The organism is Mixta theicola, from assembly GCF_002895925.1.
Classification (GTDB): Bacteria; Pseudomonadota; Gammaproteobacteria; order Enterobacterales; family Enterobacteriaceae; genus Mixta; species Mixta theicola.
In genome coordinates, this window is the sequence record NZ_NWUO01000010.1 from 100633 (window position 1) to 126716 (window position 26084).

Below are 26084 nucleotides of genomic sequence, written 5' to 3' on the forward strand. Positions count from 1 at the left end.
CGGGTGGTTTCTGCTGCTTATTTACTTTTAAATCAGGAAGGTAATTTTATGTCTTTATCCCGCGAAGCAATTGTTGAACAGGTCAAAGAGATCGTTGGCCCTGAGCGCGTGATCACCGATGAGAACGTGCTCAAGAAAAACAGCATCGACCGCTTCAGAAAATATGCGGATATTCACGGTGTCTTTACCCTGCCTCTGCCAGCGGCGGTGGTGAAGCTTGGTTCTACGGAGCAGGTTTCCCGCGTGCTCTCCTTTATGAATCAGAACAGGATCAACGGCGTACCGCGTACCGGCGCATCCGCTACTGAAGGGGGACTGGAGACGGTAGTGAAAAACTCGCTGGTGCTCGATGGCGCCGGGATGAACAAAATCATCAATATTGATATTGAGAATATGCAGGCGACCGCGCAGTGCGGCGTTCCTCTGGAAATACTGGAAAACGCCTTGCGCGCTAAAGGCTACACCACCGGACACTCCCCGCAGTCAAAACCGCTGGCCCAGATGGGCGGCCTGGTGGCGACCCGCAGCATTGGCCAGTTCTCTACGCTGTACGGCGCTATTGAAGATATGGTGGTCGGGCTGGAAGCGGTACTGCCGGACGGGACCGTCACCCGCATTAAAAACGTGCCGCGTCGTGCTGCGGGCCCTGATATTCGCCACATTATCATTGGTAATGAAGGGGCGCTGTGCTATATCACCGAAGTGACGGTAAAAATCTTCAAGTTCACGCCGGAAAACAACCTTTACTATGGCTATATCCTGGATGATATGAAGCTGGGCTTCGAGATCCTGCGTGAGGTGATGGTAGAAGGCTACCGTCCGTCGATTGCGCGTCTGTATGACGCTGAAGATGGCACTCAGCACTTTACCCACTTTGCCAATGGCAAATGCGTGCTGATCTTTATGGCTGAAGGTAACCCGCGGATGGCGAAGGCGACGGGCGAGGGGATTGCAGAGATTGTTGCCCGCTATCCGCAGTGCCAGCGCGTTGACAGCAGGCTGATTGAAAACTGGTTTAACAACCTGAACTGGGGGCCGGATAAAGTTGCCGCCGAGCGCGTGCAGATCCTGAAGACCGGCAACATGGGCTTTACCACAGAGGTATCCGGCGACTGGAGCTGCATCCACCAGATCTATGAACGCGTTATTCACCGCATTCGCACCGAGTTCCCGCATGCGGACGATATTACCATGCTGGGCGGCCACTCCTCCCACAGCTATATCAACGGCACCAACATGTACTTCGTCTACGACTACAACGTGGTGGGCTGCAAGCCGGAAGAGGAGATCGACAAGTACCACAATCCGCTGAACAAGATCATTTGCGAGGAGACCATCAACCTCGGCGGATCGATGGTTCACCACCACGGTATTGGCAAGCACCGCGTACACTGGGCGAAGGCAGAACACGGTACGGCCTGGGCGCTGCTGGAAGGGCTGAAGAAGCAGTTCGATCCGAACGGTATCATGAATACCGGCACTATCTATCCAATTGAAAAATAATCATCATCGCGGCTTCCCTGGTCAGGGAGGCCGATTTTTTGAAGGGGATGCTATGAGCTCGTCACCGGTAAGTATGGACGACCTACCGCTTACCCGCTTTCACTGCCGCATTGCCGGACTCACCTATGGGGCACACCTCACCGATGGTTACGTTCTCGGCGTTATCGGCTATGCAATGATTCAGCTCCAGCCGCAAATGCAGCTTACGTCGCTTCAGGAGGGGTTGATTGGCGGCTCGGCGCTGTTTGGCCTGTTTCTTGGCAGCCTGATCCTCGGCTGGATCTCCGACTATACCGGGCGCCAGCGTATTTTTACCTTCAGCTTTCTGCTGATTACCCTGGCCTCTTTTTTGCAGTTTTTCGTCACCACGCCCGAACAGCTGATCTTTCTGCGTATCCTGATTGGCTTTGGTCTCGGCGGGGACTACTCCGTGGGTCATACGCTGCTGGCTGAGTTCTCTCCAAAGCGTTATCGCGGCATGCTGCTTGGCGCATTCAGCGTTGTCTGGACAATAGGCTACGTGCTGGCAAGCGTTGCCGGATACGCCTGGATTAATATCGCGCCGGATGCCTGGCGCTGGTTGCTCGCCTCGGCGGCGCTTCCGGCGTTGATTATCACCCTGATGCGCATAGGCACTCCCGAATCGCCACGCTGGCTGATGCGCCAGGGCCGAATTACCGAGGCGCATGAAGTGGTTCGTCGTTTTCTTGGGGCGAATGTGCTGCCGGGAGATGAGATTTCAGCTGTCACCACGCGGCATATCAGCACCCTGTTTTCCGCCCGCTACTGGCGGCGCACGGCCTTTAATAGCCTGTTTTTTATCTGTCTGGTGGTGCCGTGGTTTGTTATTTATACCTGGCTGCCAACCATTGCTCAGAGTATCGGGCTGGAGGCTGCGCTGAGCGCAAGCCTGATCCTGAATATGCTGCTGATCGCAGGGGCTCTGTTGGGGCTGCTGCTGACCTGGATGCTCTCCCGGCGGCAGTTTCTGATTGGCAGCTTTCTGCTGCTGGCGATAACGCTCAGCGTACTGGCCTTTACGCCATCGAGCAACAGCATCGCGATCCTGCTGCTGTTTACGCTGTTCAGCATGACGATCTCCGCAGCCAGTAATCTGGTCGGCATTCTGCCAGCAGAAAGCTTTCCAACCGATATTCGCTCGCTTGGCGTGGGCTTTGCCACTTCAATGAGCCGCCTGGGAGCGGCCATCAGTACCGGGCTGCTGCCGCTGGCGCTGACGACATGGGGAATGCGCACCACCTTGCTACTGCTGGTAGCGGTGCTGCTGGTTGGCCTGCTGGTCTCAATACTGTGGGCGCCGGAAACTAAAAATCTCTCACTGGTCGAGGCTGCGCAACAAAAAACACAGGGAAAGGAGAATGAACATTCTGTTGGCGTTTAAGGCAGAACCGGATCTGGGCATGCTCGGAGAGGCCGACTGGCAGGCTGCGGCAAAAAGCGCTAAGGGGCCGGATCCGGGCTTGATGCGGTTGGTAATGGGGAGCGATGAGCAGGGGGCGGCGGAGCTGATGCTTCAGGCCAAAGCGCGCAATGCGCAGCTGAACCTGAGTGCGATGACGGTAGGGGATGCGCGCGCAATGCCGCTCCTGCGCCACCTTGCCGCGCTGGGATTTACTCAGCGAACCCTGGTGAATACAGCGCGGGATCTGCGCTTTAATCCGGCATTTATCGCCCGGCAAATTGCCGAACGTGTCAGGCAGGAGAAGATCGCGATGGTTCTGCTGGGCAGCCAGAGCAGCGAGGGGCAGAACGGTCAGACCGGCTGGCTGCTGGCCGACATACTCGGCTGGCCCTGCTTTTCAGGCGTAACCGGGCTGGAGGCCAGGGAGAACGGTTTTACGGTGCAGAGCGATGATTTTCATCAGCGCAGCCAGTGGCAGCTGGCTCAGCCTGCGGTACTGATGGTGCAAAACCGGGGGCAGATGGCGCTTCGCGTGCCGGGAATGCGCGCCCGGCTTGCTGCGGCGCAGGCCGATGTTATGCAGATCGCACCGGCTGGCGAGGCGCACCCGACAGCCGTCTGTTCATCCTTAGCAAGAGAGGTTTCCCGCCGGGCGGGAGAGGTAATTGTCGCAGATTCGGTGCAGGAAAAAGTGCAGAAACTCTGGGATCGGTATCTAAGCGGGAGGATGTCGCGATGAAAATTGTACTGGTGGTTCTGCATTCCGGCGATGAACAGGATTTTGCGGCTTTTCTGGCGGATAACCAGCTGGAGGCACTCCCGCGTACTCTGTGGCGAGCGACGGCACCATTTTTTCTGGCAGAACAGCTGCTGGCGCCGCTGGAGGTAGCGTTCCGGGCCGATCCGGCTGCGCTTATTCTCTTCCCTTGCTCACGGGAGGGTGATGAGCTGGCAACTCGCCTGGCCTGGCGACTTAACGGAAGCGCCGTATGCCGCGCCAGCGGCTGTAGCCTGACGGAGAAAAAGGTCAGCAAAGCCGCTTACGGCAGTGCGCTGACGGCCATGCTGACATATAGCGCGCTGCCGCTGTGCCTGACGCCCGCGCGCACTCTGGCGGGCTATAGGGGTAACGTCCCGGAGGCCGTCACCGAAAAGGCGATTGTTCCGCAGCCGCTGGGGCACTCGCTTGCGCCTCCTCAGCGGCTCAGTCGGCCTGAGCATCCGCTACAGTCGGCGAAGTATGTGCTGGCGACCGGGCAAGGGGCCTGTGGGGAAATATTTACTGAGCTGGCCCGCGGGCTGGATGCTGAACCGGGATATACCCGCCAGCGGGTAATGTCGGGTGGCTGCGATGAACAGCGAATGCTGGGCGTTTCCGGTCAGACCGTGGCACCGAAGGTTTGCATCATCGCGGGGGCTTCCGGTGCATCTGCCTTTATGACAGGCGTCAGCAAGAGCCAGTTTATTGTGGCGGTCAATACCGATCCCGCAGCGCCGGTGTTTGCCGCTGCGGATGTCGGTATCGTCGGAGATGCCCAGGCGGTGCTGGAGGCGCTGGCAGCGCGCCGCCGCGCTAGCGGCTAAGGGATTTTGCCAGCCTCCAGACGTCGGTATTGGTGGTGGACAGGGCGGCGACGCCTGCGGCGATGGCGTTGCGGGCGTCCTCTTCATCGCAGACCAGACCTCCGGCAATCAGCGGCTGACGTACTTTTTCCGTCACCCAGTTCAGCACTTTTGGCATGCAGCCCGGCAGAATTTCGATACAGTCGGCGTTCGACTGCGCCACCTGCTTATCAATATTGTGAAATGAAATAGAGTCGACGATAAACATCCGGTGAATGCAGAAATAGCCCTCGGCGCGGGCGGCTTTCAGCATGCTGGCTTTAGTACTGATAATGCCGTCAGCCTGGGTCACCAGCTTCAGAAACTGAATAACCACTTCTTTATTCGACGCACCTTCCAGCAGATCGACATGAATAAAGGCGAATTTCCCGGCTTTCTTTATTTTTTGTACTATCCCGCTGATGGTGCAGATATTGCCATACAGCACCGAAATAAACTGGCAGTCGGAGTCAATGGCAAGCTGCAGGCTGGCGTTATCTTTTACCGCAGCAATAACCGGGCTTTGTTTCAGCAGGTGGAGTAGTGGCACGCAGAGATCCTTACGTAAATTAACCAAAGCGCAGCGCTATGCCACAACCTGATGCCGGATAGCGCCACTGCGAAAACGCTGAAGGGCCTGCGATCGTTCGACAGCAGCCGCACTCCAGACAGCCGCGATAGTTTAGCACTGCCTGTCCCTCGGCATTACGCTGAAACAGACCCGCCGGACAAACTTTTTCCAGCAGGGCAAACTGCTCATCGTTGAGGGTTCCATCCAGCACAATATGCGACCGATCGTCAGGCACGTAGCAATTGCGCGCGAGGCTCTCATTTACAGACATTTCAGGCTCCTTAACATCAGACCGGAGAGCCGCCGCAGGCCGGCGCGGTGACCGTGACGCAGCAGAATTCGCCACAGAGGGGGAGTAATCGTTGCGTCAGCGCGGCTCAGGTCTGCCAGTACGCTGCGACAGAAGGCCGGACCCTGCTGATACCAGATGCTGTTCTGTAGCAGGGCTGGCAGGTGGCGATAGCGGCGCAGCTGCTGCCAGAGCAGGCTCTGCTGAAGCTCCTGTTTATAGCGGGTTGCCAGTGGTGAATGCGCTTCGCTCTCTCCGGCGATAAGCGCGTTTGCTGCTGCCTGAGCGCTCAGTACCGCCATATCCATGCCGCGAACGGTCAGACCGGTGTTAATACAGGTTCGCAGCGTATCACCAATCAGCAGCCAGCCTTCGCCCCCCCGACGGGAAGGCAGAGCGTGCAAACCACCTTCCGGTACCAGATGTGCGCCGTACTCCAGCACTTCCGTTTCGCGCACCAGCGGCCGTACGCCCGGATGGCTCTTGAGTGTTTCCAGCAGCGTAGATGCCGCGGCGGGGCCATCCCGCAGTGAAGAGAGCGGGGCGACGACCCCAAGGGAGAGAGAATGACGATTGGTGTACAGGAACCCACCGCCAGCTTTGCTTCCGCACAGTTGACCGCTGAATAACCATGCAGCGCCCTGATCCTCCTCCAGCCGGAAGCGCGCCTGGATAAGCGCAGGATCGAGCGCCAGCGTCTCTTTTATTCCCAGCGCCATGTTGTCCATCGACGGGGGAGGGATAAGCCCGCTGCGTTCAGCAAGCTCACTGTTGACGCCTTCGGCCAGCACGACGGTTTTTGCACGCAGCAGCTCTCCTTCGCAAACGACGCCCGTAATTCGCTCCCCCTGTTTATGCAGCGCCTCTACCGTAACGCCGCAGAGCAGCTGCGCGCCTGCTGCTTCAGCCTGCGCGGCGAGCCACGGATCGAAGCGTGCGCGCAGCACGCTCCAGGATTCGCTAACGGGATGGTTTCCACTGAGCGTGGTGGCACCTTCGGCGGTCAGCAGAGAGAAGTGTTCGTGCGTGATCCGGCGTTCAAGCGGCGCCGTTGCCTGAAAGTTGGGGATAATATTTGCCAGTGCGTAGCCGTAGAGCCTGCCGCCGGAGAGATTTTTGCTGCCGGGCTGTTCCCCGCGTTCGATAAGCAGTACGGAAAGCCCTGCGCGGGCGCAGAGCAGAGCGCAGGTGCTGCCCGCAATCCCTGCGCCAATGATAATAGTGTTAAAATCGTCCGCCATCCTGCGCTCCTTTTCTTCTGAGCGCACCACTCTAACATAGCGGATTTAAAGGGAAATTGATGCCTGCCGCAAAGGCAGTTATTACTCGCCGCGATAAACGCAGCCGGCGGTGCAGGTTTCTTTGATCATCACCGCGCTAAGCAGCGGCACGACCGGTTTCATCTGCTGCCAAATCCACTGCGCCAGCACTTCGCTGGTGGGATTTTCCAGGCCGGGAATATCGTTCAGATAATAGTGATCGAGACGATCGTATACCGGTTTAAAAGCGGCCTTCAGCTCGGCGAAATCCATAATCCAGCCGGTATAAGGATCAACATCTCCGGTGATTTCAAGGCGCACCAGGAATGAGTGACCGTGCAAACGTCCGCACTTATGGCCTTCAGGCACGTGCGGCAGACGGTGGGCGGCTTCGAACAGGAAATCTTTAAAAAGCGTAGTTGCCATAGTCGGTATCTCAGTTGTTGCAAAAACCGGCGAAGTCTACCGGAAAAACAGATTTTCCGCACCCGTTTCCCCTGCTATCGCCGCTTTTGCCCATGCTCAATCAACGCCCACTCTTTAACAGATTGATAAATAAATAATTTAGTAAGAAGCTAAAGCGTTAAGATTTATCGGCAAAAGTGTTTAGGCGTTTTGGTTATTTATTATTTCTAACCCTTATTTACCGGTTAATATGCGACTCGGTAACCTCTACCTTATCTTCCGTCTCTGAACGGTTTGGCACCACTGATACTGGAATTATCAAAGCAATGACGACTCAGGCACCCCCAGGTTCTTTGCTCCCGCTTAATCCGGAGCAGCTCGCCCGCTTGCAGGCGGCGACCCATGATTTATCAACGACGCAGCTGGCATGGATTTCCGGCTATTTCTGGGGGGTGGTTAACCAGTCGCCCGGTGCCGTTTCAGCCACGCAGAGCGCGCCCGCGCCCGCCGCTGAAGCACCGGCCATTACGCTGCTCTCCGCTTCGCAAACCGGCAATGCGCGCCGGGTGGCGGAACAGCTGCGCGACGATTTACTGGCGGCAAAACTGAATGTGAAGCTGGTTAATGCCGGCGACTATAAATTCAAACAGATCGCCCAGGAGAAACTGCTGCTGGTCGTTACCTCAACGCAGGGCGAGGGCGATCCGCCGGAAGAAGCGGTCGCGCTGCATAAATACCTGATGTCGAAAAAAGCGCCGAAGCTGACGGAAACCGCTTTTGCGGTGTTTGGCCTTGGCGATACCTCATATGAGTTTTTCAGCAAGGCCGGGAAAGATGTCGACAGCAGGCTGGCCGAGCTGGGCGCTGAGCGTCTGCACGATCGCGTTGATGCGGATGTCGAGTTTGCTGCCGATGCGGAGAAATGGCGCAAAGAGATCGTCGCGCTGCTGCAAAAGCGCGTACCGGCTGAGACGCCTGCACAGGCCGCCGCCACCGCCACCGGCACCTTTAATGAAGTGTTCACCACGCCTTATACGCGTGACGAACCGCTGGTCGCGACGCTTGCGGTTAATCAGAAGATTACCGGTCGCGCCTCCGATAAGGATGTGCGTCATATTGAAATTGATTTAGGCGATGCCGGGCTGCGTTATCAGCCAGGCGACGCGCTTGGCGTCTGGTATGAAAACGATCCGGCGTTAGTGAAAGAGCTGACTGAGCTGTTATGGCTGCGCGGCGATGAAATTGTCGAGGTGAAAGGGCAAAACCTGCCGCTTTCCCAGGCGTTGCAGCAGCATTTTGAGCTGACGGTCAACACGCCGCAAATCGTTGAGCAGTACGCCAAACTGGTGCGCAACGAGAAGCTGCTGACGCTGGCGGCGGATAAGGCCCAGCTGCAGCATTATGCACAAACCGTACCGATTGTTGATATGGTGCGTCAGGCGCCCGGCGAGCTGAACCCGGAGCAGCTGCTGTCGCTGCTGCGTCCGCTAACGCCGCGCCTCTATTCCATCGCCTCTTCGCAGGCCGAGACGGAAAGCGAAGTGCATATTACCGTCGGTGCGGTGCGCTATGAAATTGACGGACGTCCGCGTGCCGGCGGTGCCTCCAGCTATCTGGCCGACAGGCTGGAAGAAGAGGGCGAAGTGCGGGTGTTTATCGAGCATAACGATAATTTCCGCCTGCCCGCCAATCCCGACGCGCCGGTCATTATGATCGGGCCGGGTACTGGTATCGCGCCGTTCCGCGCCTTTATGCAGCAGCGTGAAAACGACGGCGCCAGCGGTAAGAACTGGCTGTTCTTCGGCAATCCGCATTTCACCGAAGATTTTCTGTATCAGGTGGAATGGCAGCGCTATGTAAAAGAGGGGCTGCTGACCCATATCGATTTAGCCTGGTCGCGTGACCAGCAGCATAAAGTTTACGTACAGGACAAAATCCGCGAGAAAGGTGCGGAAGTGTGGCGATGGCTGCAGGAAGGCGCGCACATTTATGTCTGCGGCGATGCCAACCGTATGGCAAAAGACGTTGAGCAGGCGTTACTGGAAGTGGTAGCCGAACAGGGTGGAATGGACCTTGAATCGGCTGATGAATTTTTAAGTGAGCTGCGCATTGAGCGCCGTTATCAGCGAGATGTTTACTAATGAGTGAAAAACACCCAGGGCCGCTGGTCGTCGAAGGAAAACTCTCCGATGCGGAGCGCATGAAAAAAGAGAGCAATTTTCTGCGCGGGACGATTGCCGAAGATTTACACAATGGCCTGACTGGCGGCTTTAGCGGCGATAACTTTCTGCTGATCCGTTTTCACGGCATGTATCAGCAGGACGATCGCGATATTCGCGCCGAACGCGCCGAGCAAAAGCTGGAGCCGCGTCATGCGATGATGCTGCGCTGCCGTCTGCCGGGCGGCATTATTACGCCGAAGCAGTGGCTGGCGATCGAGAAGTTCGCTACTGAAAACACCCTGTACGGCAGCGTTCGCCTGACCAACCGTCAGACTTTTCAGTTTCATGGCATCCTGAAAAAGAACGTGAAGCCGGCGCATCAGATGCTGCACGAAGTGGGGCTGGACGCGATCGGCACCGCGAACGATATGAACCGCAACGTACTGTGCAGCTCTAACCCGGTGGAGTCCGAACTGCATCAGGAAGCGTACGAGTGGGCGAAGAAAATTTCCGAGCATCTGCTGCCGCGTACCCGCGCTTACGCCGAGATCTGGCTGGATGAGAAAAAGGTCGCCACCACGGAAGAGGAACCGATCCTCAGCGCAACCTATCTGCCGCGTAAGTTTAAGACCACGGTTGTGGTGCCGCCGCATAACGATATTGATCTGCACGCTAACGATCTGAACTTTGTCGCGATTGCGGAAAACGGCAGGTTGGTGGGCTTTAACCTGCTGGTGGGCGGCGGTTTGTCCATTGAGCATGGCAATAAAGAAACCTATGCCCGCACCGCCAGCGAGTTTGGTTTTCTGCCGCTGGATAAAACGCTGGCGGTTGCCGAAGCCGTGGTCACTACCCAGCGTGACTGGGGCAATCGTACCAATCGTAAGAATGCCAAGACCAAATATACTCTTGAGCGCGTTGGCGTTGAGACGTTCAAAGCGGAAGTGGAACGACGCGCCGGTATCACCTTTGGGCCGATCCGTCCTTATGAGTTCACCACGCGCGGCGATCGCTTTGGCTGGGTAAAAGGGATTGATAATAAGTGGCATCTGACGCTGTTTATTGAGAACGGCCGTCTGCTTGACTATCCGGGACGTCCGTTGAAAAGCGGCGTGGCGGAGATTGCTAAAATCCATCAGGGCGATTTCCGTCTGACCGCTAATCAGAATTTGATTGTGGCGGGCGTAGCGGAAAGCGAAAAGGCGCGCATTGAAGAGATCGCCCGTTCGCATGCGCTGATGGAGAACGTGACCGCGCAGCGTGAAAACTCGATGGCCTGCGTGGCGTTTCCGACCTGTCCGCTGGCGATGGCGGAAGCGGAGCGTTTTCTGCCCGCCTTTGTGACCCGCGTGGAAGAGATTATGTCGCAGCACGGCGTCGGGAACGAGCATATTGTATTGCGCGTGACCGGCTGTCCGAACGGCTGCGGACGCGCCATGCTGGCAGAGCTGGGGCTGGTGGGTAAAGCGCCGGGACGTTATAACCTGCATCTTGGCGGCAACCGCAGCGGCACACGTATTCCGCGCATGTACCGTGAAAATATTACCGAAGAAGAGATTCTGGCGAATATTGATGAACTGGTGGGCCGTTGGGCGCAAGAGCGCACGCCGGGCGAAGGCTTTGGTGATTTCACCATTCGCGCCGGTATCGTAAAACCGATCGTCGATCCAGCCCGGGATTTCTGGGAATAACGGAGGGGATGATGTCTGTACTCGATCTCGCAGCACTGAATGAATTGCCGAAAGTTGAGCGCATCATGGCGTTGGCTGAGGTAAATACGCAACTGGAAGCGCTGTCCGCCGAGGATCGCGTGCTCTGGGCGCTGGAAAATCTGCCGGGTGAGTTTGTTCTCTCTTCCAGCTTTGGTATTCAGGCGGCGGTATCGCTGCATCTGGTTACGCGCCAGAAGCCAGACATCCCGGTGATTCTGACCGATACCGGCTATCTGTTCCCGGAGACCTATCGCTTTATTGATGAGCTGACGGAAAAGCTGGATCTGAACCTGAAAATATTTCGGGCGGAGCAGTCGCCGGCGTGGCAGGAAGCGCGCTACGGCAAGCTGTGGGAACAGGGCGTGGAAGGGATTGAGCGCTATAACGAGATCAATAAGGTTGAGCCGATGAATCGCGCGTTGCAGACGCTCGGTGCGCAGAGCTGGTTTGCCGGTTTGCGTCGCGAGCAGTCCGGCAGCCGTGCCCATTTGCCGGTACTGGCGGTGCAACGCGGCGTGTTTAAGATGTTGCCGATTATCGATTGGGATAACCGTAAGGTTTATCAGTATCTGCAGCAGCACGGTTTGGGTTATCACCCGCTGTGGGATGAAGGCTATTTGTCCGTGGGCGATACGCATACCACGCGTAAGTGGGAGCCGGGCATGGCCGAGGAAGAGACGCGCTTCTTCGGTTTAAAGCGCGAATGCGGGCTGCATGAGTAAGCCGTAACGAACAGCATAAACGCAACAGGCGGCTCTCGGGCCGCCTGTTTACTTAGCGTATAGCCTTACATTCATAATTCCTTCTCTCCTTCCTCTTGATTGATTATCCCCACGCCCCGGAAACAAGACATATCTGCCAGGCCGCAAGCTGGAAAAACCGTACACTGCTGGCGGCCGCGGCGCGAGACGGTCGACGTGGCGCTAATGCATCAAGCGCCCTGTTGCGGTTTATAAGGGAGAGCGGTGATGAAAGGGAAAAAAAACATTATCTGGGCAGCGGCAACGGCAGCGGTGGCGGTGTTACTGCTGTTTTTATCTTACTTTACGGTTAACGAGGGTGAGCGCGGCATTGTTTTAAGGTATGGCAAAATTGTGAAGGTGGCCGAACCGGGGCTGGGCTTCACCTTTCCGCTGGTGGAAAGCGTCCGTAAAATCTCCATCCGCAATCAGTCAATGCTGTTTACCGGTATGCAAGCCTACAGCCGCGATCAGCAGCCCGCCGTTATGACGGTATCGGTCAATTTTCATATCCCGGCCGCCGATGCGGAAGCGGTCTATACCGCTTATTCCACCATTGAAAATATGAAAGAACGCCTGATCGCCAGGCAGATTCCGACGCAGCTGGAAAACGTTTTTGGTAAATATACCGCTATCAGCGCGGTGCAGGATCGCGCCCGGCTGGTGCAGGATATGCAAGTGGCCTTGCGCAACGCGGTAATAGGGCCGCTGGTAATTGATTCTGTCCAGATAGAAAATATCGATTTTTCCGATGCCTATGAGAAATCAATTGAGGATCGGATGAGAGCGGAAGTGGCTATCGCCACCCGTAAGCAGAATCTGGAAACGGAAAAAATTCAGGCGCAGATCGCCGTTACTCAGGCGCAGGCAGAAGCGGAAAGCAGGCTGGTGACCGCCCGGTCTGAAGCGGAAGCTATTCGCCTGAAGGGCAGCGCTGAGGCAGAGGCTATTCGCCTCAGAGGCGAAGCGCTGCGGAATAATCCGGAGCTGGTTAGCCTGATAACCGCGGAACGCTGGGATGGCAAGCTGCCCGAAACCATGCTCCCCGGCGGGAGCGTACCTTTTATTCAAACCAAATAAGCGTGACTAAAAAGTGCGGGCCTGTTGTTCAGGCCCGTACCACATTTTTATCAGCCCTCGGCCAGCGCCTTTAGCGCTTCTGAGGTTCGTGAAATATTCACCTTAATAACCTCGTAGTGCGCCACCGCCACAAAAGGATCTTCAGCCAGAATGGTATCCAGACGACTACGATCGATATCTTTCGCCATAATCACGCCGCCGCTGCGCGGCTCCTTACGGCCTGCGGCGATAAAAACGTCAACAGCAAAATAACGCTGCAGCCAGTTAATATGCGCTTCAGTCAGGGCTTCAACTTCCTCAATTGGGCGATGATAGCTCAGGTTAATAATGTACATTATGACTCCTTCTTGGCGGCGGGAGGATTAGCCAGCTCGTTAATCAGGGGAAACAGAATGCGAACGCTATCGCGCGTGCGGGCGCTGATGCGTCCGGGTAACCAACGGTCAAGATAGCTTAAATTATCCCACTCGGTTTGATGATGGCTGACTCCCTGCGGAAAATGGCGTGAAACGGCGCGCTGCTGCGTACCATCTTTCTTGCCCAGATCCCAGTTAGCGGCGCGCACCGTCAGCAAGGGAAAACCCGCGGCGTCAAAAGCGTTAGGCGTCGGATAAGCCGCGCTGTGAAGCGGACGGGTTGTCGCGTTAATGCCATAACGATGCGCAATATCCAGCGCCCGGTCGCGTGTCTGCTTGATTACCGCCGACGCGGTATTCTTCCCGCTGTTAAAATAGAGGCGATCGCCCACAATCAAACTATCGAGATCGATCACTAACAGCGTATTCTTGCGATCGGCAGCTTTCATCCGCGCGATATAAGCATCGCAGCCGTGCAAATCATTCTGATGCGCGCTGAGCGCCACAAAACGCACGCCGTAATGCAGCGGCGTATGGCTGAGCCGCTGCGCCAGCTCCAGCATCACGCCAAGCCCGGATGCGTTATCATCCGCGCCCTGCAGACGCAGACCGCCAATATCCTTCTGCGTTTCTTCTTCGCTCAATGGCCGCCAGGTATCCAGGTGCGCAACCACTAAAATCTCCTGCGGCACTTCTCCGGCATGTGCGGCAATCACCGAGGTGGCGGTAATGTTGCGCCAGTGCGTCTTGCCATTATTGTCGCGCCACGGCGCTTTGGTTTTAAAATCGCGCTTATCGCTCTTATAACCTAACTCCGCAAACTGTTGCTGAAGGTAGTCGGCGGTAAGCAGCTCTGCCGGGCTACCCGCCATGCGGCCGGGAAACAAGGTGGCGATATGGCGTAACTGCTGCTCTGCAAACTGGCCGGGAACCGGGGCGCTGGCGCTAACCGGTAAACTGATGCCGCAGCTGAGCAGCGCGGCCAACGCACTCAGGCGGAGCAAGGAAAACATACCATAGTCCTTAGGCGTCATCCGATGACGCTGAAACGAAATAATTTTGCATAGATAGTATGAAAGTGTGACGCGGATTGCACAATTTCAATTGCTCTTAAATACCCGAAATATCATCCGTTAAGCATCTTTTATTCGAAGCTTTGCCGCGGCTTTATTCCATTCGGTAACTACTCATTCCAATTCGTAATTTCATCTGTCGGAAGCTGCAGTCGTATAGTCGCGTTAACTTTTTGTTATTTAATATAAGGCCGACGTGGATTATCTCCCTATATTTGCCGATCTAAAAGCCAGGCCGGTGCTGGTTGTCGGCGGCGGCGATGTGGCGGCACGCAAAATCGAACTGCTGCGGCGCGCTGGCGCGCAGGTGCAGATTGCCGCGCGCACGCTTTGCCCGGAACTGCAGACGCTGGCGGATAATCAGCAGGTTGAGTGGCTGGCGACGCAGTTTGAAGAACAGCAGCTCGATCGGGTTTATCTGGTCATCGCCGCGACCGATAACAGCGAACTTAACGCCCAGGTCTTCGCAGCGGCCAGTCAGCGTCGGCTGCTGGTAAATGTTGTTGACGATCAGCCGAAATGCTCCTTTATCTTCCCCTCGATTGTTGACCGATCGCCGTTGGTGGTCGCTATCTCTTCCAGCGGCACCGCGCCGGTTCTGGCGCGTATGCTGCGTGAAAAACTCGAAGCCTTGCTGCCTGCCAACCTCGGTGCGATGGCGCAGGTAGCGGGCGAATGGCGCGATAAGGTCAAACAGCGCTTCAGCAAAATGTCCGATCGCCGTCGCTTTTGGGAGTGCGCCTTTAATGGCCTGTTTGCCAGCCAGATGGCGGCCGGCAACGTGCAGGGCGCGAAGCAAACGCTGGATGCGCAGCTAACGGACGAACCCTCCCATCAGGGCGAAATTATTTTAGTGGGCGCAGGACCGGGCGATGCCGGGCTGCTGACGCTGCGGGCGTTGCAGGTCATGCAGCAGGCGGACGTGGTGCTGTATGACCACCTGGTAAGCGATGAGATTCTGGATCTGGTGCGACGTGACGCCGATCGCCTGTGCGTGGGTAAACGCGCCGGGGCGCATTCAGTGGCGCAGGAAGAGACCAATCGCTTGCTGGTATCGCTGGCCAGTCAGGGAAAGCGCGTGGTGCGCCTGAAAGGCGGCGATCCCTTTATCTTCGGGCGCGGCGGCGAAGAGCTGCAGGCGGCGGCGGCGGCGGGTATCCCTTTTCAGGTCGTTCCTGGCGTCACCGCGGCCTCCGGCGCCACCGCCTATGCCGGGATCCCATTGACCCACCGGGATTATGCCCAGAGCGTGCTGTTTATTACCGGCCACTGCCGTGCCGATGGCCAGACGATCGACTGGTCGTCGCTGGCGCGTGCGCAACAGACGCTGGCGATTTATATGGGCACGGTAAAGGCGGCGGAAATAGCCGGACAGCTCATCGCTCATGGTCGCGCGGCGTCAACGCCGGTGGCCGTTATTGGCCGCGGCACGCGGCAGGATCAGCAGGTGCTGACCGGGACGTTGGCCGAGCTGGAGCAGCTGGCGCAGCAGGCTCCGACGCCTGCGCTGCTGGTCATTGGCGAAGTGGTTAATCTCCACGCGCAGCTGGCCTGGTTTCAACATTCAGCACAGCAGGCAGAACGCGATTCCGCCGTTGTGAATTTGGCTTGAGGAAAAATCATGGATCAAAAACGACTGACTCATCTGCGTCAACTGGAGGCGGAAAGTATCCATATTATCCGCGAAGTGGCGGCTGAATTTGGTAATCCGGTAATGCTTTACTCCATTGGTAAAGATTCATCGGTCATGCTGCATCTGGCGCGCAAAGCCTTTTATCCCGGCACGCTGCCGTTTCCGCTGCTGCACGTTGATACCGGCTGGAAATTCCGCGAAATGTATGAGTTCCGCGATCGCACGGTAAAAGAGATTGGCGCGGAGCTGATTGTCCATCGCAATCCGGAAGGCGTGGCGATGGGCATCAATCCCTTTGTTCACGGCAGCGCCAAACACACCGATATTATGAAAACCGAAGGGCTGAAGCAGGCGCTGAACAAATATGGTTTTGATGCCGCTTTTGGCGGTGCGCGTCGTGATGAAGAAAAATCGCGTGCTAAAGAGCGTATTTACTCTTTCCGCGACCGCTTTCACCGCTGGGACCCGAAAAACCAGCGCCCTGAACTGTGGCACAACTACAACGGGCAGATTAACAAAGGCGAAAGCATCCGCGTCTTCCCGCTCTCTAACTGGACCGAGCTGGATATTTGGCAGTATATCTTCCTGGAAAATATCGAAATCGTGCCGCTCTACCTGGCCGCAGAACGTCCGGTGCTGGAGCGTGACGGTATGTTGATGATGATTGATGACGACCGTATCGACCTGCAGCCGGGCGAAGAGGTAACGCCGCGCATGGTGCGTTTCCGTACCCTGGGCTGCTGGCCGCTGACCGGCGCGGTGGAATCGTCAGCGCAAACGCTGCCGGAAATTATCGAAGAGATGCTGGTTTCCACCACCAGCGAGCGACAGGGCCGCGTTATCGATCGCGACCAGGCTGGCTCAATGGAGCTGAAGAAACGTCAGGGTTATTTCTAAGGGGACGCCAGATGAATACCGTTATTGCACAACAGATCGCCGATAAGGGCGGGGTGGAAGCCTGGCTGCATGCGCAGCAGCATAAAAGCCTGCTGCGTTTTCTCACCTGCGGCAGCGTGGACGATGGTAAAAGTACGCTGATTGGCCGCCTGCTACACGATACGCGGCAAATTTATGAAGATCAGCTTACATCGCTGCATAACGACAGCAAGCGCCACGGCACCCAGGGCGAGAAACTCGATCTGGCGCTGCTGGTGGATGGCCTGCAGGCGGAGCGCGAGCAGGGCATTACCATTGATGTCGCTTACCGCTATTTCTCCACCGAAAAGCGTAAGTTTATTATTGCCGACACGCCGGGACATGAGCAGTACACGCGTAATATGGCTACCGGCGCATCGACCTGTGATTTGGCGATCCTGCTGATTGACGCGCGTAAAGGCGTCCTGGATCAGACGCGTCGTCACAGCTTTATCTCTACGCTGCTGGGAATTAAACATCTGGTGGTGGCGATCAATAAAATGGATCTGGTGGAGTACAGCCAGGATCGCTTTGAGCAGATCAAACAGGAGTATTTTGATTTCGCGGCGCAGCTGCCGGGCGATGTGGACATTCGCTTTGTTCCGATGTCGGCGCTGGAAGGCGATAACGTCGCGACGCAAAGCACCACTATGAACTGGTACAGCGGCCCAACGCTGCTGGACGTGCTGGAAACGGTGGAAGTTAATCGCGTGGTAGAAAGCCAGCCGATGCGTTTCCCGGTGCAGTACGTCAGTCGCCCCAACCTCGATTTCCGTGGCTATGCCGGTACGCTGGCATCCGGTATTCTGCGCGTGGGCCAGCGTGTGAAGGTGCTACCTTCCGGCGTTGAATCTACCGTAGCGCGCATTGTGACCTTTGATGGCGATTTGCCGGAGGCGGGTCCGGGCGAAGCGGTAACCATCGTATTAAACGATGAAATCGATATTAGCCGTGGCGATCTGCTGGTGGCGGCGGATGAGACGCTGAAAGCGGTGCAGGGCGCTTCCGTCGATGTCGTCTGGATGGCGGAGCAGGCATTGATGCCGGGTCAGAGCTTTGATGTAAAAATTGCCGGTAAGAAAACGCGCGCCCGCATCGAAAGCATCGAGTATCAGGTTAATATCAATAACCTGACCCATAACAATCAGGTGGATACGCTGCCGTTGAATGGCATCGGGCTGGTGAACGTGACCTTTGATGAGCCGATGGTACTGGATGCCTATCAGCAGAATCCGGTAACCGGCGGTATGATCTTTATCGATCGCCTCTCTAACGTCACCGTCGGTGCCGGAATGATCCGTCAGCCGCAGCAGCAGGCGACCGCCAGCCACGGTGAGTTCTCCGCCTTTGAGCTGGAGCTGAATGCGCTGATCCGTCGTCACTTCCCGCACTGGGAAGCGCGCGATCTGCAGGCGGGCAAGCAATAAGATGGCGACGCATAATGAAAATGTGGTCTGGCACGCGCACGCGGTAACGCGTGCCGATCGCCAGCGCCAGCATGGTCATCAGGGCGTGGTGCTCTGGTTTACCGGCCTGTCCGGATCCGGTAAGTCAACGGTAGCCGGGGCGCTGGAGCAGGCGCTGCATCAGCTGGGCGTCAGTACCTATCTGCTGGATGGTGATAATGTCCGCCACGGCCTGTGCCGTGATTTAGGCTTCAGCGACGCCGACCGCAAGGAAAACATCCGCCGCGTGGGCGAAGTGGCAAGGCTGATGGTAGATGCCGGGCTGGTGGTGCTGACCGCCTTTATTTCGCCTCACCGCGCAGAGCGGCAGATGGTGCGTGAAATGCTGGGCGCAGGGGAGTTTATCGAAGTGTTTGTCGATACGCCGCTGGCGATTTGCGAAGCGCGCGACCCCAAAGGGCTGTATAAAAAAGCGCGGGCGGGCGAGCTGCGTAACTTTACCGGCATCGACTCGGTTTATGAGGCGCCGGAACAGCCGGAAATCCACCTTGATGGCGAACAATTGGTAACAAAATTAACCGCGCAACTATTAGATCTGCTGCGCCGGCGCGATATTATCAATTCCTGAGATTGCAGCGGCAAACTGCCAGAGAGCGGGCCGCTATGCGCAACAACAGGATACCTATGCATAATGTTACACCCCTGCTGGCCCGTAAAAATAGCAGTGACCAGGACGACCGCGCCTGGTCCTTCCCCGGTGGCGTGATCGGTTTTGTTTCTTACTGGTGCGCGCTGGCGATCCCTTTTCTGCTGTATGGCTCCAATACGCTGTTTTTCCTGCTCTATACCTGGCCATTCTTCCTCGCTCTGCTGCCGGTCGCCGTCCTGATCGGTATCGCCTTTGGCCTGCTGCTGCGCGGCCAGCTTATCTGGACGCTGCTGCTGACGCTGGTCACCGTAACCTGTCTTTTCTGGCTGCTCTTTTCCTGGCTAACCGGCTGGTAAGGCGCGCGATGGCTTTTTGCGGCCACGGCAGAGAACGGTTATGGCCCGCTATCGCCTTTTTTAACTGCGTCAGCCGATGATCAAACGCGACGACGCGTTACAAAACTTTACCTGCTGCGCTATTTCCAGGCACACCGTGCAGAAAGCGGCGCAATTTCGCCGGTAGAGTGGAGTCCGGTGAAAAGTTATGGGATGATTGAGCCGTTTTTCAGGGGGCGGGGATGGGAAAACTGACGCTGCTGTTACTTGCATTGCTGGTTTGGCTGCAGTATTCGCTGTGGCTGGGCAAGAATGGTATTCATGATTACACCCGCGTCAGCGATGACGTAGTGGTACAACAGGCGAGTAATGCCAAATTAAAAGCGCGTAACGATCAGCTGTTTGCCGAAATCGACGACCTAAACGGCGGTTCGGAAGCAATTGAGGAGCGCGCGCGCAATGAGCTGGGGATGATTAGACCCGGAGAGACCTTCTATCGCCTGGTGCCGGATCAAAATAAACGTAACGGGCAGCAGGCTTTGCCAAATCAACAACGATAGCAATGACCACTATAACTGACGCCTGGCCAGATATTATCGCCGTGGTGCCCGCTGCCGGTATCGGTAGCCGTATGCAATCGGGGCGCCCTAAGCAGTACCTGACCATCGGTCAGTCCACCATTCTGGAGCACAGTATCGCCAGCCTGCTGGCTCATCCGGCCATTAACCGGGTGATTGTTGCGCTTAGTCCGGACGATAACTATTTTCAGCAGCTGCCGCTGGCCGGTGACAGCCGTATCCTGACGGTAACCGGCGGGAAACAGCGTGCCGATTCGGTGCTGGCGGGCCTGCAGGCGGCTGAACCGACTGAATGGGCGCTGGTGCATGATGCGGCGCGTCCCTGTCTGGCCGCTGAAGATTTAAGCCGCTTGTTAGCTGTTAGTCGCCACAGCCGCATCGGCGGCATTCTTGCCGCGCCGGTGCGCGATACCATGAAGCGCAGCGAGCCGGGCAAAGACGCAATCGCGCATACGGTTGAACGTGAAGCCTTATGGCATGCCCTGACGCCGCAGCTGTTTCCTCTGACGCTGCTGCGACAGTGCCTGGAGCGGGCGTTGAACGAAGGCGCTACCATTACCGATGAGGCCTCGGCGCTGGAATATTGTGGCTATCATCCTGAACTGATCGCTGGCCGCAGCGATAATATTAAAGTCACCCGCCCGGAAGATCTGGCGCTGGCGGCATTTTATCTTACTCAACGACATAACAAGGAGTGCGCATAATGCGTATTGGTCACGGTTTTGACGTCCATGCTTTCGGTGGCGAAGGCCCGTTGATTATCGGCGGCGTGCGGATTCCGTTTGAAAAAGGCTTTATTGCCCATTCCGATGGCGATGTGGCGCTGCATGCCCTGACCGATGCACTGCTGGGGGCCGCCGCAATGGGTGATATTGGCAAGCTTTTTCCCGATACCGATCCCGCTTTTAAAGGCGCGGACAGCCGTGGCCTGCTGCGTGAAGCCTGGCAACGCATTCAGGCTAAAGGCTACCGGCTGGTCAATGTCGATGTCACACTCATCGCTCAGGCACCGAAAATGCTGCCGCATGTACCGCAAATGCGCATCAATATCGCCGAGGATCTCGGCTGTCATATGGATGATGTCAATGTGAAAGCGACCACCACCGAGAAGCTTGGCTTTACCGGACGGGGCGAAGGCATCGCCTGTGAAGCCGTGGCGCTTATCGTGCGGGCGGAGGCATAATGGCGTTACCTGAATGGCAGTGGCTTTACGGTAAACCTGCAATCCGCGGGCAATTAAAGGCCAGCCCGGAAGATTTCGTGGTGATTGAAGATTTGGGCTACGAGGCTGACGGCGAGGGCGAGCATCTGCTGGTGCGCATCCGTAAGACCGGCTGTAATACCCGCTTCGTTGCCGATGCGCTGGCAAAGTTTGCCGGTATCCATCCGCGCGACGTCAGCTTTGCCGGCATGAAAGATCGCCATGCGGTGACTGAGCAAACGCTTTGTCTGCGTCTGCCGGGCAAAGAGACGCCGGATTTTTCCTCGTTTACGCTGGAAGGCTGCGAAATCCTGCATCTGGCGCGCCATAAACGTAAATTACGTACCGGCGCGCTGGCGGGTAATGCTTTCCGGCTGGTGCTGCGCCATATTAGCGATCGCGCGGCGCTGGAGGAAAGGCTGCTGCGCGTGCAAACCGGCGGCGCGCCTAACTATTTCGGTCAACAGCGTTTTGGTTTCCAGGGCAACAATCTGGAGCAGGCGAAACGCTGGGCCAACGATGAAATTCGCGTGCGTGAACGGAATAAGCGCAGCTTTCTGCTTTCAGCCGCGCGCAGCTGGATGTTTAATCAGGTGGTCAGCGATCGTCTGACGCAGCAGGGGAGCCTGACGCAGGCGATTCCCGGCGATGCGCTGCAGCTGACCGGGCGCGGCAGCTGGTTTGTCGCCGCGGCAGAAGAGCTGCCGCAGCTGCAGACGCGTATTGATAATAATGAGCTGCGCATCACCGCGCCGTTACCCGGCAGCGGGGAATGGGGAAGCCGTGACGCCGCGCTGGCTTTTGAACAGCAAAGCCTGGCCGACAGCCCGGCGTTTATCCAGCTGCTTGAGCGTGAGCGGGTAGAAGCCGCCCGACGGGCGATGTTGGTTATTCCCCGCGACCTGCGCTGGAACTGGGCCGATGATGCCACGCTGGAACTCAGTTTTTGGCTGCCGGCCGGCAGCTTCGCCACCAGCATCGTCAGGGAACTTTTCGAACTGGAAGGTAACGAGGCGGATATTACTGAATAATCAGCAACGTAGTTTTCTTCTGTAGCCGGTTGTTATGACACTCTCGTAATATTTCAGGGTCGCACGTTGTCGTAGGGTGTTTTTTAACCGCGCACCATAAACCGGACAATATGATCCCTGATAAATGTTATGGGTGGGCCAGAATTAGACAACCACTACAGAAGATGCCTGGTTTTATCATATTAATGTGTGGCGGAATCCGGCTCCGCCACGGTTAAAGATTACGGGCGCTCGCCCTGGTGTAAGCGCATGTTGATCTGCTCAATCACCGCCGGCAGATCCGCCAGCGTATCGATAACATAGTGTGCCCCGGCGGCGCTCAGCTTCTCCTCTGCGATCCTACGATGATGCGCAATTTCCGCCACATCCATCTGCTGAAATTGTTCCCATGTGGCGCCAAATTCATTACCGGATACAGAAAGGCCGACGCTCCACATGCCCGCACGCAAACCCTCTTCGATACCGGGAACCGCATCGTCTACTTTCACGCAGTTGAAAACCGCATCGACACCCAGCTCAATCACATTCTGCAACGCCATCCAGGGGCCTGGGCGCGCGCCTGCCGCGAGGTCGTCTGCTGCTACCCAGTAATCTGGCGCATAGCCCGCCGCAGCTGCCGCAGGAACTAATCGCTCCATCACCGGACGCGGGTAGCCGGAACAGGACCCAATTTTAATGCCTTGCGAGCGCAGACTGGCGATGACCTCCACCACACCCGCAATCGGCTGAGAAAAATCGACGACTTTCGCGATCTGCAGCGGCATGAAAGTTTTATAGATAGAGTCGATGTCTTCTTTGCTCATCGCACGGCCGAATCTGCTTTGCCAGCGCGCATCCACCGAAGGCAATTTACCCAGCGCTTCGATATGCTGCCATTTGCCCAATCCCATCGGTACACGGGCTTCTTCAAGGGTGATTTCTACGTCAAAAGCCAGGCGGAAGGCTTCGACAAAAATTTGCGTCGGCGCGAAAGAGCCAAAATCGACGGTGGTTCCGGCCCAGTCCAGAATCACGGCGCTAATACCTTGCATGAGTTTTCCTTATTTTTTCCAGTACATGGCGGATTCGACGGCAGCGAGCAGACCGGTGATGTCGGAGGGGTAGACCTCACCGATATTGCCGATACGGAAGCAGTCGCTTTTCGATACTTTGCCAGGATAAATTACGAAGCCCTGTGCTTTCAGCCGCTGATAAAAGTCGGCGAAGCGCCAGGTTGGATCTTGCGGTGAATAAAACGCGGTAATGATGGGCGAGTGCAGCGTATCGTCCAGCAGCGTTTCAAAGCCCAGCATACGCATGCCCGTTACCAGCGCGCGCTGATTGCTGCGGTAACGCGCGTAACGCGCCTCGACGCCGCCTTCTTCCGCCAGCTCTCTCAGCGCCTGAGCGAAGGCCAGCACGGTGTGCGTCGGCGAGGTGAATCGCCATTTGCCCTGGTGATCCTCCATGCAGCGCCACTGTGCATAAAGATCAAGCGACAGCGAACGCGAACGGCCTTTGCATTTTTCCAGCTCGTGTTGACGGGCAATCACAAAAGCAAAACCCGGCACCCCCTGAAGGCATTTGTTGGCGGAGCTGATGAGAAAATCAATCTTTAAAGCCGCGACATCCAGCGGAATGCCACCGAAGCTGCTCATCGCATCGACGATGTAAATTTTGCCATAGCGCTGCGCCAGCTCCGCGACTTCGGCTATGGGATTCAACATGCCGGTCGTGGTTTCGCAATGCACCATCGCGATATGGGTGATACTGCGATCTTCATCCAGAATACGGTCAATTTCACTGGCATCCGGGCGATTAATTTCGCCGCAGTCGTAGGCGCGATGCGCAATGCCCATCAGCGACGCCATCTCAATCATGCGCGCGCCGTAAGCGCCGTTGCTGACGATCAGTACCTTGTCCGTTTCGCCGATCGCACTGCCAAGTACCGCTTCCACCGCGTAGCTGCCGCTGCCCTGCAGCAGAACTGACGTATAGTCTTCCGCCTGCGTCGCCAGGGAAACCAGCTGCTGCCGAATGGCCTGTACCGTATCCAGGTTATAATCCTCATCCCAGGTACAACTGTCGAACAGCATCGCTTCTTTGACGGTGCGGGACGTGGTAAGCGGGCCCGGCGTCAGCAAAAGGTAATTACGAGAACTCATTTTTCCACCATTGGTCTGTACCAGATGCGTTTTATTATTAGGGGATCGGTTTTGGCGGAACAAGGGAAAATCGTCGCTGCAACAAAAAATTCATCTCGGTATGTATAATGACGCCTAAAAACAGCAGCGAGCCAGCATGAGATCCTTAACCAGTGATATTCCGCAGTATCTGCTTATCAAGGCTGAACTTCAGGCACGTATTCAGAGCGGCGCCTTGAAAACTGGCGATAAATTGCCGTCGGAGCGCGAGCTTTGCTCCATTTTCTCGACCACGCGCACCACCATTCGGGAGAGCCTGGCGCAGCTGGAAGCCAGCGGCGTGATATACCGTTCCGATCGCCGCGGCTGGTTTGTCACCCCCGCGCGCTCTGGCTCGACCCCACGCAAAACACCAATTTCCACAAGCTTTGTCTTGAACAGGGGCGCGAACCAAAAACGGTGTTGCTGAGCGGATGCCTGACCACGGTGCCGATTGAGTTAATGAAGCCGCTTGAACTGCAGCCCTTTGACCAGATTTATTTGCTGGCGCGTCTGCGCTACGCCGACGGCCGCGCCATTTGCTACTGCGAAAATCATTGTTTGCCGGCGCGCGTACCGGAGCTGCTGAGCCACGATCTTAACGGCAGCCTCACCGAGGTTTATCAAACGCAATACAACCTGATTTACACCAGTATGCATCTGACCTTTTTCCCGACCTCAGTGCCGGCGCACGCCGCAGCGGCGCTGGGAATTATGGAAGGTTTGCCCGCGCTTCAGCTAAGCCGCCTCAACTACGATCAACATGGCCGCGTGCTTGATTACGACATCGAATTCTGGCGCCACGACAGCCTGCGTATCGAAGTTGATACGCACTGAATCCGGCTTCCTGGCATGTCCCGTTCAGCAATGAGCAGGGCCTTTTTTTGTCTGTTTCATTTTTCTGTCACAAAAGCCCCTTAGCGTGAACCGTAAATCTGGTGTAGTCCAGATACTGTTTTCCCACCTGATGAGGCTTATGAATGAAACTTTCCCGACTTGCCCTGCTCTCTGCTGTTGTCCTTGCTTCAAGCCCGGTCTGGGCGAGTTCCGTCGTCACCGTCTACTCCGCCGACGGGCTGCACAGCGGAGATAACAGCTGGTATAAGGCGGAGTTCGATGCCTTCACCAAAGCCACCGGCATTAAAGTGCAGTATGTGGAAGGCGGCTCCGGCGCGATTGTCGAACGTCTGGCAAAAGAGCGCAGCAACCCGCAGGCCGATGTGCTGGTCACCGTACCACCATTTATCCAGCGCGCCGCGAGCGATAACCTGCTGGCGGAGTTCAGGCCAGACGCCGCCGCGCAGATCCCCGGCGTCACCGAGCGGTATTCGCCGCTGGTGAACAATTACATCAGCTTTATTTACAACGCTAAGCTGCTGAAAACCGCACCGGCCCGCTGGAGCGATCTGCTCGACAGCCGCTACAAAAACAAACTGCAGTATTCCACGCCAGGTCAGGCCGGCGACGGCACCGCGGTGATGCTGCAAACCTTCCACAGCTTCGGCAGCAAGGAGGCCGGTTTCGATTACCTCGGCAAGCTGCAGGCCAACAACGTCGGCCCTTCGGCTTCCACCGGTAAGCTGACCGCACTGGTGAATAAAGGCGAACTGTTCGTAGCGAACGGCGATCTGCAAATGAACCTGGCGCAGATGGCGCAGAACCCGAACGTGAAAGTGTTCTGGCCCGCCGATGAGAAGGGCGAACGCAGCGCGCTGGCGTTGCCGTACGTTATTGGCCTGGTACAGAACGCGCCGCAGAACGAGAACGGCAAAAAGCTGATCAACTTCCTGCTGGATAAAGCGGCGCAGACGCAGGTCAGCTCTCTGGCATGGGGCATGCCGGTACGCAACGATGTCACGCCGTCCGACAGCCACTATCAGCAGGCGAAATCGGCAATGGAAGGCGTAAACGTCTGGCAGCCGGAGTGGAACGAGGTGGCGAAAACCCTTTCGGCGGATATTGCCCGCTGGCATCAGGTCACCGACAGCGAGTAAGCGTC

26 protein-coding genes and 1 pseudogene are annotated in these 26084 nt (G+C 56.7%); 19 read left to right on the forward strand and 8 right to left on the reverse strand.

The features are described 5' to 3' along the window. Window positions 1–48: 48 nt before the first annotated feature. From COO59_RS14075 to COO59_RS14090, 4 genes are read left to right on the forward strand one after another with little or no spacing between them, the layout of a single operon-like run. On the forward strand, window positions 49–1503 hold the full coding sequence (locus COO59_RS14075) for an FAD-binding oxidoreductase (protein ID WP_103060417.1): 1455 nt from the start codon (window positions 49–51) through the stop codon (window positions 1501–1503). After that, window positions 1487–2905, forward strand: coding sequence for an MFS transporter (locus COO59_RS14080; protein WP_409371607.1), 1419 nt, complete (start codon window positions 1487–1489; stop codon window positions 2903–2905). The genes COO59_RS14075 and COO59_RS14080 overlap by 17 nt, the downstream gene beginning before the upstream one ends. Then, entirely contained in the window at window positions 2883–3665 is a 783-nt protein-coding gene (locus tag COO59_RS14085) for an electron transfer flavoprotein subunit beta/FixA family protein (protein WP_103060419.1), read from the forward strand. Before COO59_RS14080 ends, COO59_RS14085 begins: the two co-directional genes overlap by 23 nt. Further along, complete coding sequence (locus COO59_RS14090) at window positions 3662–4510, forward strand: FAD-binding protein (protein WP_103060420.1); 849 nt, start codon at window positions 3662–3664, stop codon at window positions 4508–4510. The genes COO59_RS14085 and COO59_RS14090 overlap by 4 nt, the downstream gene beginning before the upstream one ends. Here the strand turns inward: COO59_RS14090 and COO59_RS14095 are convergent. From COO59_RS14095 to queD, 4 genes are all read right to left on the reverse strand, one after another. After that, window positions 4500–5078 carry a glycerol-3-phosphate responsive antiterminator gene (locus COO59_RS14095; protein ID WP_103060421.1) on the reverse strand — a complete coding sequence of 193 codons (579 nt, stop codon included), beginning with the start codon at window positions 5076–5078 and terminating at the stop codon, window positions 4500–4502. The genes COO59_RS14090 and COO59_RS14095 overlap by 11 nt on opposite strands. A 19-nt stretch (window positions 5079–5097) precedes the next feature. Further along, a complete protein-coding gene (locus COO59_RS14100) occupies window positions 5098–5370 on the reverse strand; it encodes a ferredoxin family protein (protein ID WP_103060422.1) in 273 nt (90 codons plus the stop codon). Beyond that, window positions 5361–6629 carry an FAD-dependent oxidoreductase gene (locus COO59_RS14105; protein WP_103060423.1) on the reverse strand — a complete coding sequence of 423 codons (1269 nt, stop codon included), beginning with the start codon at window positions 6627–6629 and terminating at the stop codon, window positions 5361–5363. Before COO59_RS14105 ends, COO59_RS14100 begins: the two co-directional genes overlap by 10 nt. An 81-nt stretch (window positions 6630–6710) precedes the next feature. Beyond that, the gene (gene queD, locus COO59_RS14110) at window positions 6711–7073 is read right to left on the reverse strand and encodes a 6-carboxytetrahydropterin synthase QueD (RefSeq protein ID WP_103060424.1); all 363 of its coding nucleotides are present in this window, start codon (window positions 7071–7073) and stop codon (window positions 6711–6713) included. 305 nt (window positions 7074–7378) lie between these two features. On the opposite strand from queD, the gene cysJ reads away from it, so the two are divergent. The 4 genes from cysJ to COO59_RS14130 all read left to right on the forward strand — a co-directional run bounded on the left by cysJ (window position 7379) and on the right by COO59_RS14130 (window position 12746). After that, window positions 7379–9193, forward strand: coding sequence for an NADPH-dependent assimilatory sulfite reductase flavoprotein subunit (cysJ, locus tag COO59_RS14115; protein WP_103060425.1), 1815 nt, complete (start codon window positions 7379–7381; stop codon window positions 9191–9193). Beyond that, window positions 9193–10905: an assimilatory sulfite reductase (NADPH) hemoprotein subunit gene (gene cysI / locus COO59_RS14120; RefSeq protein ID WP_103060426.1), complete on the forward strand. Its 1713-nt coding sequence runs from the start codon at window positions 9193–9195 to the stop codon at window positions 10903–10905. Before cysJ ends, cysI begins: the two co-directional genes overlap by 1 nt. Window positions 10906–10916: 11 nt before the next feature. After that, window positions 10917–11648: a phosphoadenylyl-sulfate reductase gene (locus tag COO59_RS14125; RefSeq protein ID WP_103060427.1), complete on the forward strand. Its 732-nt coding sequence runs from the start codon at window positions 10917–10919 to the stop codon at window positions 11646–11648. 246 nt (window positions 11649–11894) lie between these two features. After that, window positions 11895–12746: a prohibitin family protein gene (locus tag COO59_RS14130; protein ID WP_103060428.1), complete on the forward strand. Its 852-nt coding sequence runs from the start codon at window positions 11895–11897 to the stop codon at window positions 12744–12746. Between the two features lie 50 nt (window positions 12747–12796). Here the strand turns inward: COO59_RS14130 and COO59_RS14135 are convergent, their stop codons facing one another. Both COO59_RS14135 and COO59_RS14140 read right to left on the reverse strand, forming a co-directional pair. Then, window positions 12797–13081, reverse strand: coding sequence for a YciI family protein (locus COO59_RS14135; protein WP_103060429.1), 285 nt, complete (start codon window positions 13079–13081; stop codon window positions 12797–12799). Continuing rightward, a complete protein-coding gene (locus tag COO59_RS14140) occupies window positions 13081–14115 on the reverse strand; it encodes an aminopeptidase (RefSeq protein WP_103060430.1) in 1035 nt (344 codons plus the stop codon). Before COO59_RS14140 ends, COO59_RS14135 begins: the two co-directional genes overlap by 1 nt. 256 nt (window positions 14116–14371) lie before the next feature. On the opposite strand from COO59_RS14140, the gene cysG reads away from it, so the two are divergent. The 9 genes from cysG (at window position 14372) to truD (ending at window position 21923) form a co-directional block, all read left to right on the forward strand. Then, entirely contained in the window at window positions 14372–15787 is a 1416-nt protein-coding gene (gene cysG / locus COO59_RS14145; RefSeq protein ID WP_103060431.1) for a siroheme synthase CysG, read from the forward strand. Between the two features lie 9 nt (window positions 15788–15796). Continuing rightward, complete coding sequence (gene cysD / locus COO59_RS14150; RefSeq protein ID WP_103060432.1) at window positions 15797–16705, forward strand: sulfate adenylyltransferase subunit CysD; 909 nt, start codon at window positions 15797–15799, stop codon at window positions 16703–16705. An 11-nt stretch (window positions 16706–16716) separates the two neighbouring features. Beyond that, a complete protein-coding gene (gene cysN / locus COO59_RS14155) occupies window positions 16717–18150 on the forward strand; it encodes a sulfate adenylyltransferase subunit CysN (RefSeq protein ID WP_103060433.1) in 1434 nt (477 codons plus the stop codon). Window position 18151: 1 nt separating this feature from the next. Further along, window positions 18152–18757, forward strand: coding sequence for an adenylyl-sulfate kinase (gene cysC, locus COO59_RS14160; protein ID WP_103060434.1), 606 nt, complete (start codon window positions 18152–18154; stop codon window positions 18755–18757). A gap of 56 nt (window positions 18758–18813) precedes the next feature. Beyond that, a complete protein-coding gene (locus tag COO59_RS14165; RefSeq protein ID WP_103060435.1) occupies window positions 18814–19134 on the forward strand; it encodes a DUF3561 family protein in 321 nt (106 codons plus the stop codon). 221 nt (window positions 19135–19355) lie between these two features. Next, window positions 19356–19673 carry a cell division protein FtsB gene (gene ftsB / locus COO59_RS14170; protein WP_103060436.1) on the forward strand — a complete coding sequence of 106 codons (318 nt, stop codon included), beginning with the start codon at window positions 19356–19358 and terminating at the stop codon, window positions 19671–19673. A gap of 2 nt (window positions 19674–19675) precedes the next feature. After that, window positions 19676–20395, forward strand: coding sequence for a 2-C-methyl-D-erythritol 4-phosphate cytidylyltransferase (gene ispD, locus COO59_RS14175; RefSeq protein WP_205960870.1), 720 nt, complete (start codon window positions 19676–19678; stop codon window positions 20393–20395). Next, window positions 20395–20874 carry a 2-C-methyl-D-erythritol 2,4-cyclodiphosphate synthase gene (gene ispF, locus COO59_RS14180; RefSeq protein ID WP_103060437.1) on the forward strand — a complete coding sequence of 160 codons (480 nt, stop codon included), beginning with the start codon at window positions 20395–20397 and terminating at the stop codon, window positions 20872–20874. The genes ispD and ispF overlap by 1 nt, the downstream gene beginning before the upstream one ends. Beyond that, entirely contained in the window at window positions 20874–21923 is a 1050-nt protein-coding gene (gene truD / locus COO59_RS14185; RefSeq protein ID WP_103060438.1) for a tRNA pseudouridine(13) synthase TruD, read from the forward strand. The genes ispF and truD overlap by 1 nt, the downstream gene beginning before the upstream one ends. A gap of 221 nt (window positions 21924–22144) precedes the next feature. On the opposite strand, the gene phnX is transcribed toward truD, so the two are convergent. Together phnX and phnW are read right to left on the reverse strand one after the other, a co-directional pair. Next, on the reverse strand, window positions 22145–22954 hold the full coding sequence (gene phnX / locus COO59_RS14190; protein WP_103060439.1) for a phosphonoacetaldehyde hydrolase: 810 nt from the start codon (window positions 22952–22954) through the stop codon (window positions 22145–22147). A 9-nt stretch (window positions 22955–22963) separates the two neighbouring features. Continuing rightward, window positions 22964–24067, reverse strand: a complete 1104-nt coding sequence (gene phnW, locus COO59_RS14195; protein WP_103060440.1) for a 2-aminoethylphosphonate--pyruvate transaminase — start codon at window positions 24065–24067, stop codon at window positions 22964–22966. A gap of 136 nt (window positions 24068–24203) precedes the next feature. Between phnW and phnR the strand changes: the two are divergent. Both phnR and phnS read left to right on the forward strand, forming a co-directional pair. Continuing rightward, window positions 24204–24922: pseudogene (gene phnR, locus COO59_RS14200) on the forward strand (phosphonate utilization transcriptional regulator PhnR). Window positions 24923–25065: 143 nt separating this feature from the next. After that, the gene (phnS, locus tag COO59_RS14205) at window positions 25066–26079 is read left to right on the forward strand and encodes a 2-aminoethylphosphonate ABC transporter substrate-binding protein (RefSeq protein WP_103060441.1); all 1014 of its coding nucleotides are present in this window, start codon (window positions 25066–25068) and stop codon (window positions 26077–26079) included. The last annotated feature ends 5 nt before the right edge of the window (window positions 26080–26084 follow it).

Coding starts and splice junctions, on each gene's coding strand:
- COO59_RS14075 (WP_103060417.1), top strand. CDS start 49: ATGTCTTTATCCCGCGAAGCAATTGTTGAACAGGTCAAAGAGATCGTT.
- COO59_RS14085 (WP_103060419.1), top strand. CDS start 2,883: ATGAACATTCTGTTGGCGTTTAAGGCAGAACCGGATCTGGGCATGCTC.
- COO59_RS14090 (WP_103060420.1), top strand. CDS start 3,662: ATGAAAATTGTACTGGTGGTTCTGCATTCCGGCGATGAACAGGATTTT.
- COO59_RS14100 (WP_103060422.1), bottom strand. CDS start 5,370: ATGTCTGTAAATGAGAGCCTCGCGCGCAATTGCTACGTGCCTGACGAT.
- COO59_RS14105 (WP_103060423.1), bottom strand. CDS start 6,629: ATGGCGGACGATTTTAACACTATTATCATTGGCGCAGGGATTGCGGGC.
- queD (WP_103060424.1), bottom strand. CDS start 7,073: ATGGCAACTACGCTTTTTAAAGATTTCCTGTTCGAAGCCGCCCACCGT.
- cysJ (WP_103060425.1), top strand. CDS start 7,379: ATGACGACTCAGGCACCCCCAGGTTCTTTGCTCCCGCTTAATCCGGAG.
- cysI (WP_103060426.1), top strand. CDS start 9,193: ATGAGTGAAAAACACCCAGGGCCGCTGGTCGTCGAAGGAAAACTCTCC.
- COO59_RS14125 (WP_103060427.1), top strand. CDS start 10,917: ATGTCTGTACTCGATCTCGCAGCACTGAATGAATTGCCGAAAGTTGAG.
- COO59_RS14130 (WP_103060428.1), top strand. CDS start 11,895: ATGAAAGGGAAAAAAAACATTATCTGGGCAGCGGCAACGGCAGCGGTG.
- COO59_RS14135 (WP_103060429.1), bottom strand. CDS start 13,081: ATGTACATTATTAACCTGAGCTATCATCGCCCAATTGAGGAAGTTGAA.
- COO59_RS14140 (WP_103060430.1), bottom strand. CDS start 14,115: ATGTTTTCCTTGCTCCGCCTGAGTGCGTTGGCCGCGCTGCTCAGCTGC.
- cysD (WP_103060432.1), top strand. CDS start 15,797: ATGGATCAAAAACGACTGACTCATCTGCGTCAACTGGAGGCGGAAAGT.
- cysN (WP_103060433.1), top strand. CDS start 16,717: ATGAATACCGTTATTGCACAACAGATCGCCGATAAGGGCGGGGTGGAA.
- cysC (WP_103060434.1), top strand. CDS start 18,152: ATGGCGACGCATAATGAAAATGTGGTCTGGCACGCGCACGCGGTAACG.
- COO59_RS14165 (WP_103060435.1), top strand. CDS start 18,814: ATGCATAATGTTACACCCCTGCTGGCCCGTAAAAATAGCAGTGACCAG.
- ftsB (WP_103060436.1), top strand. CDS start 19,356: ATGGGAAAACTGACGCTGCTGTTACTTGCATTGCTGGTTTGGCTGCAG.
- ispD (WP_205960870.1), top strand. CDS start 19,676: ATGACCACTATAACTGACGCCTGGCCAGATATTATCGCCGTGGTGCCC.
- ispF (WP_103060437.1), top strand. CDS start 20,395: ATGCGTATTGGTCACGGTTTTGACGTCCATGCTTTCGGTGGCGAAGGC.
- truD (WP_103060438.1), top strand. CDS start 20,874: ATGGCGTTACCTGAATGGCAGTGGCTTTACGGTAAACCTGCAATCCGC.
- phnX (WP_103060439.1), bottom strand. CDS start 22,954: ATGCAAGGTATTAGCGCCGTGATTCTGGACTGGGCCGGAACCACCGTC.
- phnW (WP_103060440.1), bottom strand. CDS start 24,067: ATGAGTTCTCGTAATTACCTTTTGCTGACGCCGGGCCCGCTTACCACG.
- phnS (WP_103060441.1), top strand. CDS start 25,066: ATGAAACTTTCCCGACTTGCCCTGCTCTCTGCTGTTGTCCTTGCTTCA.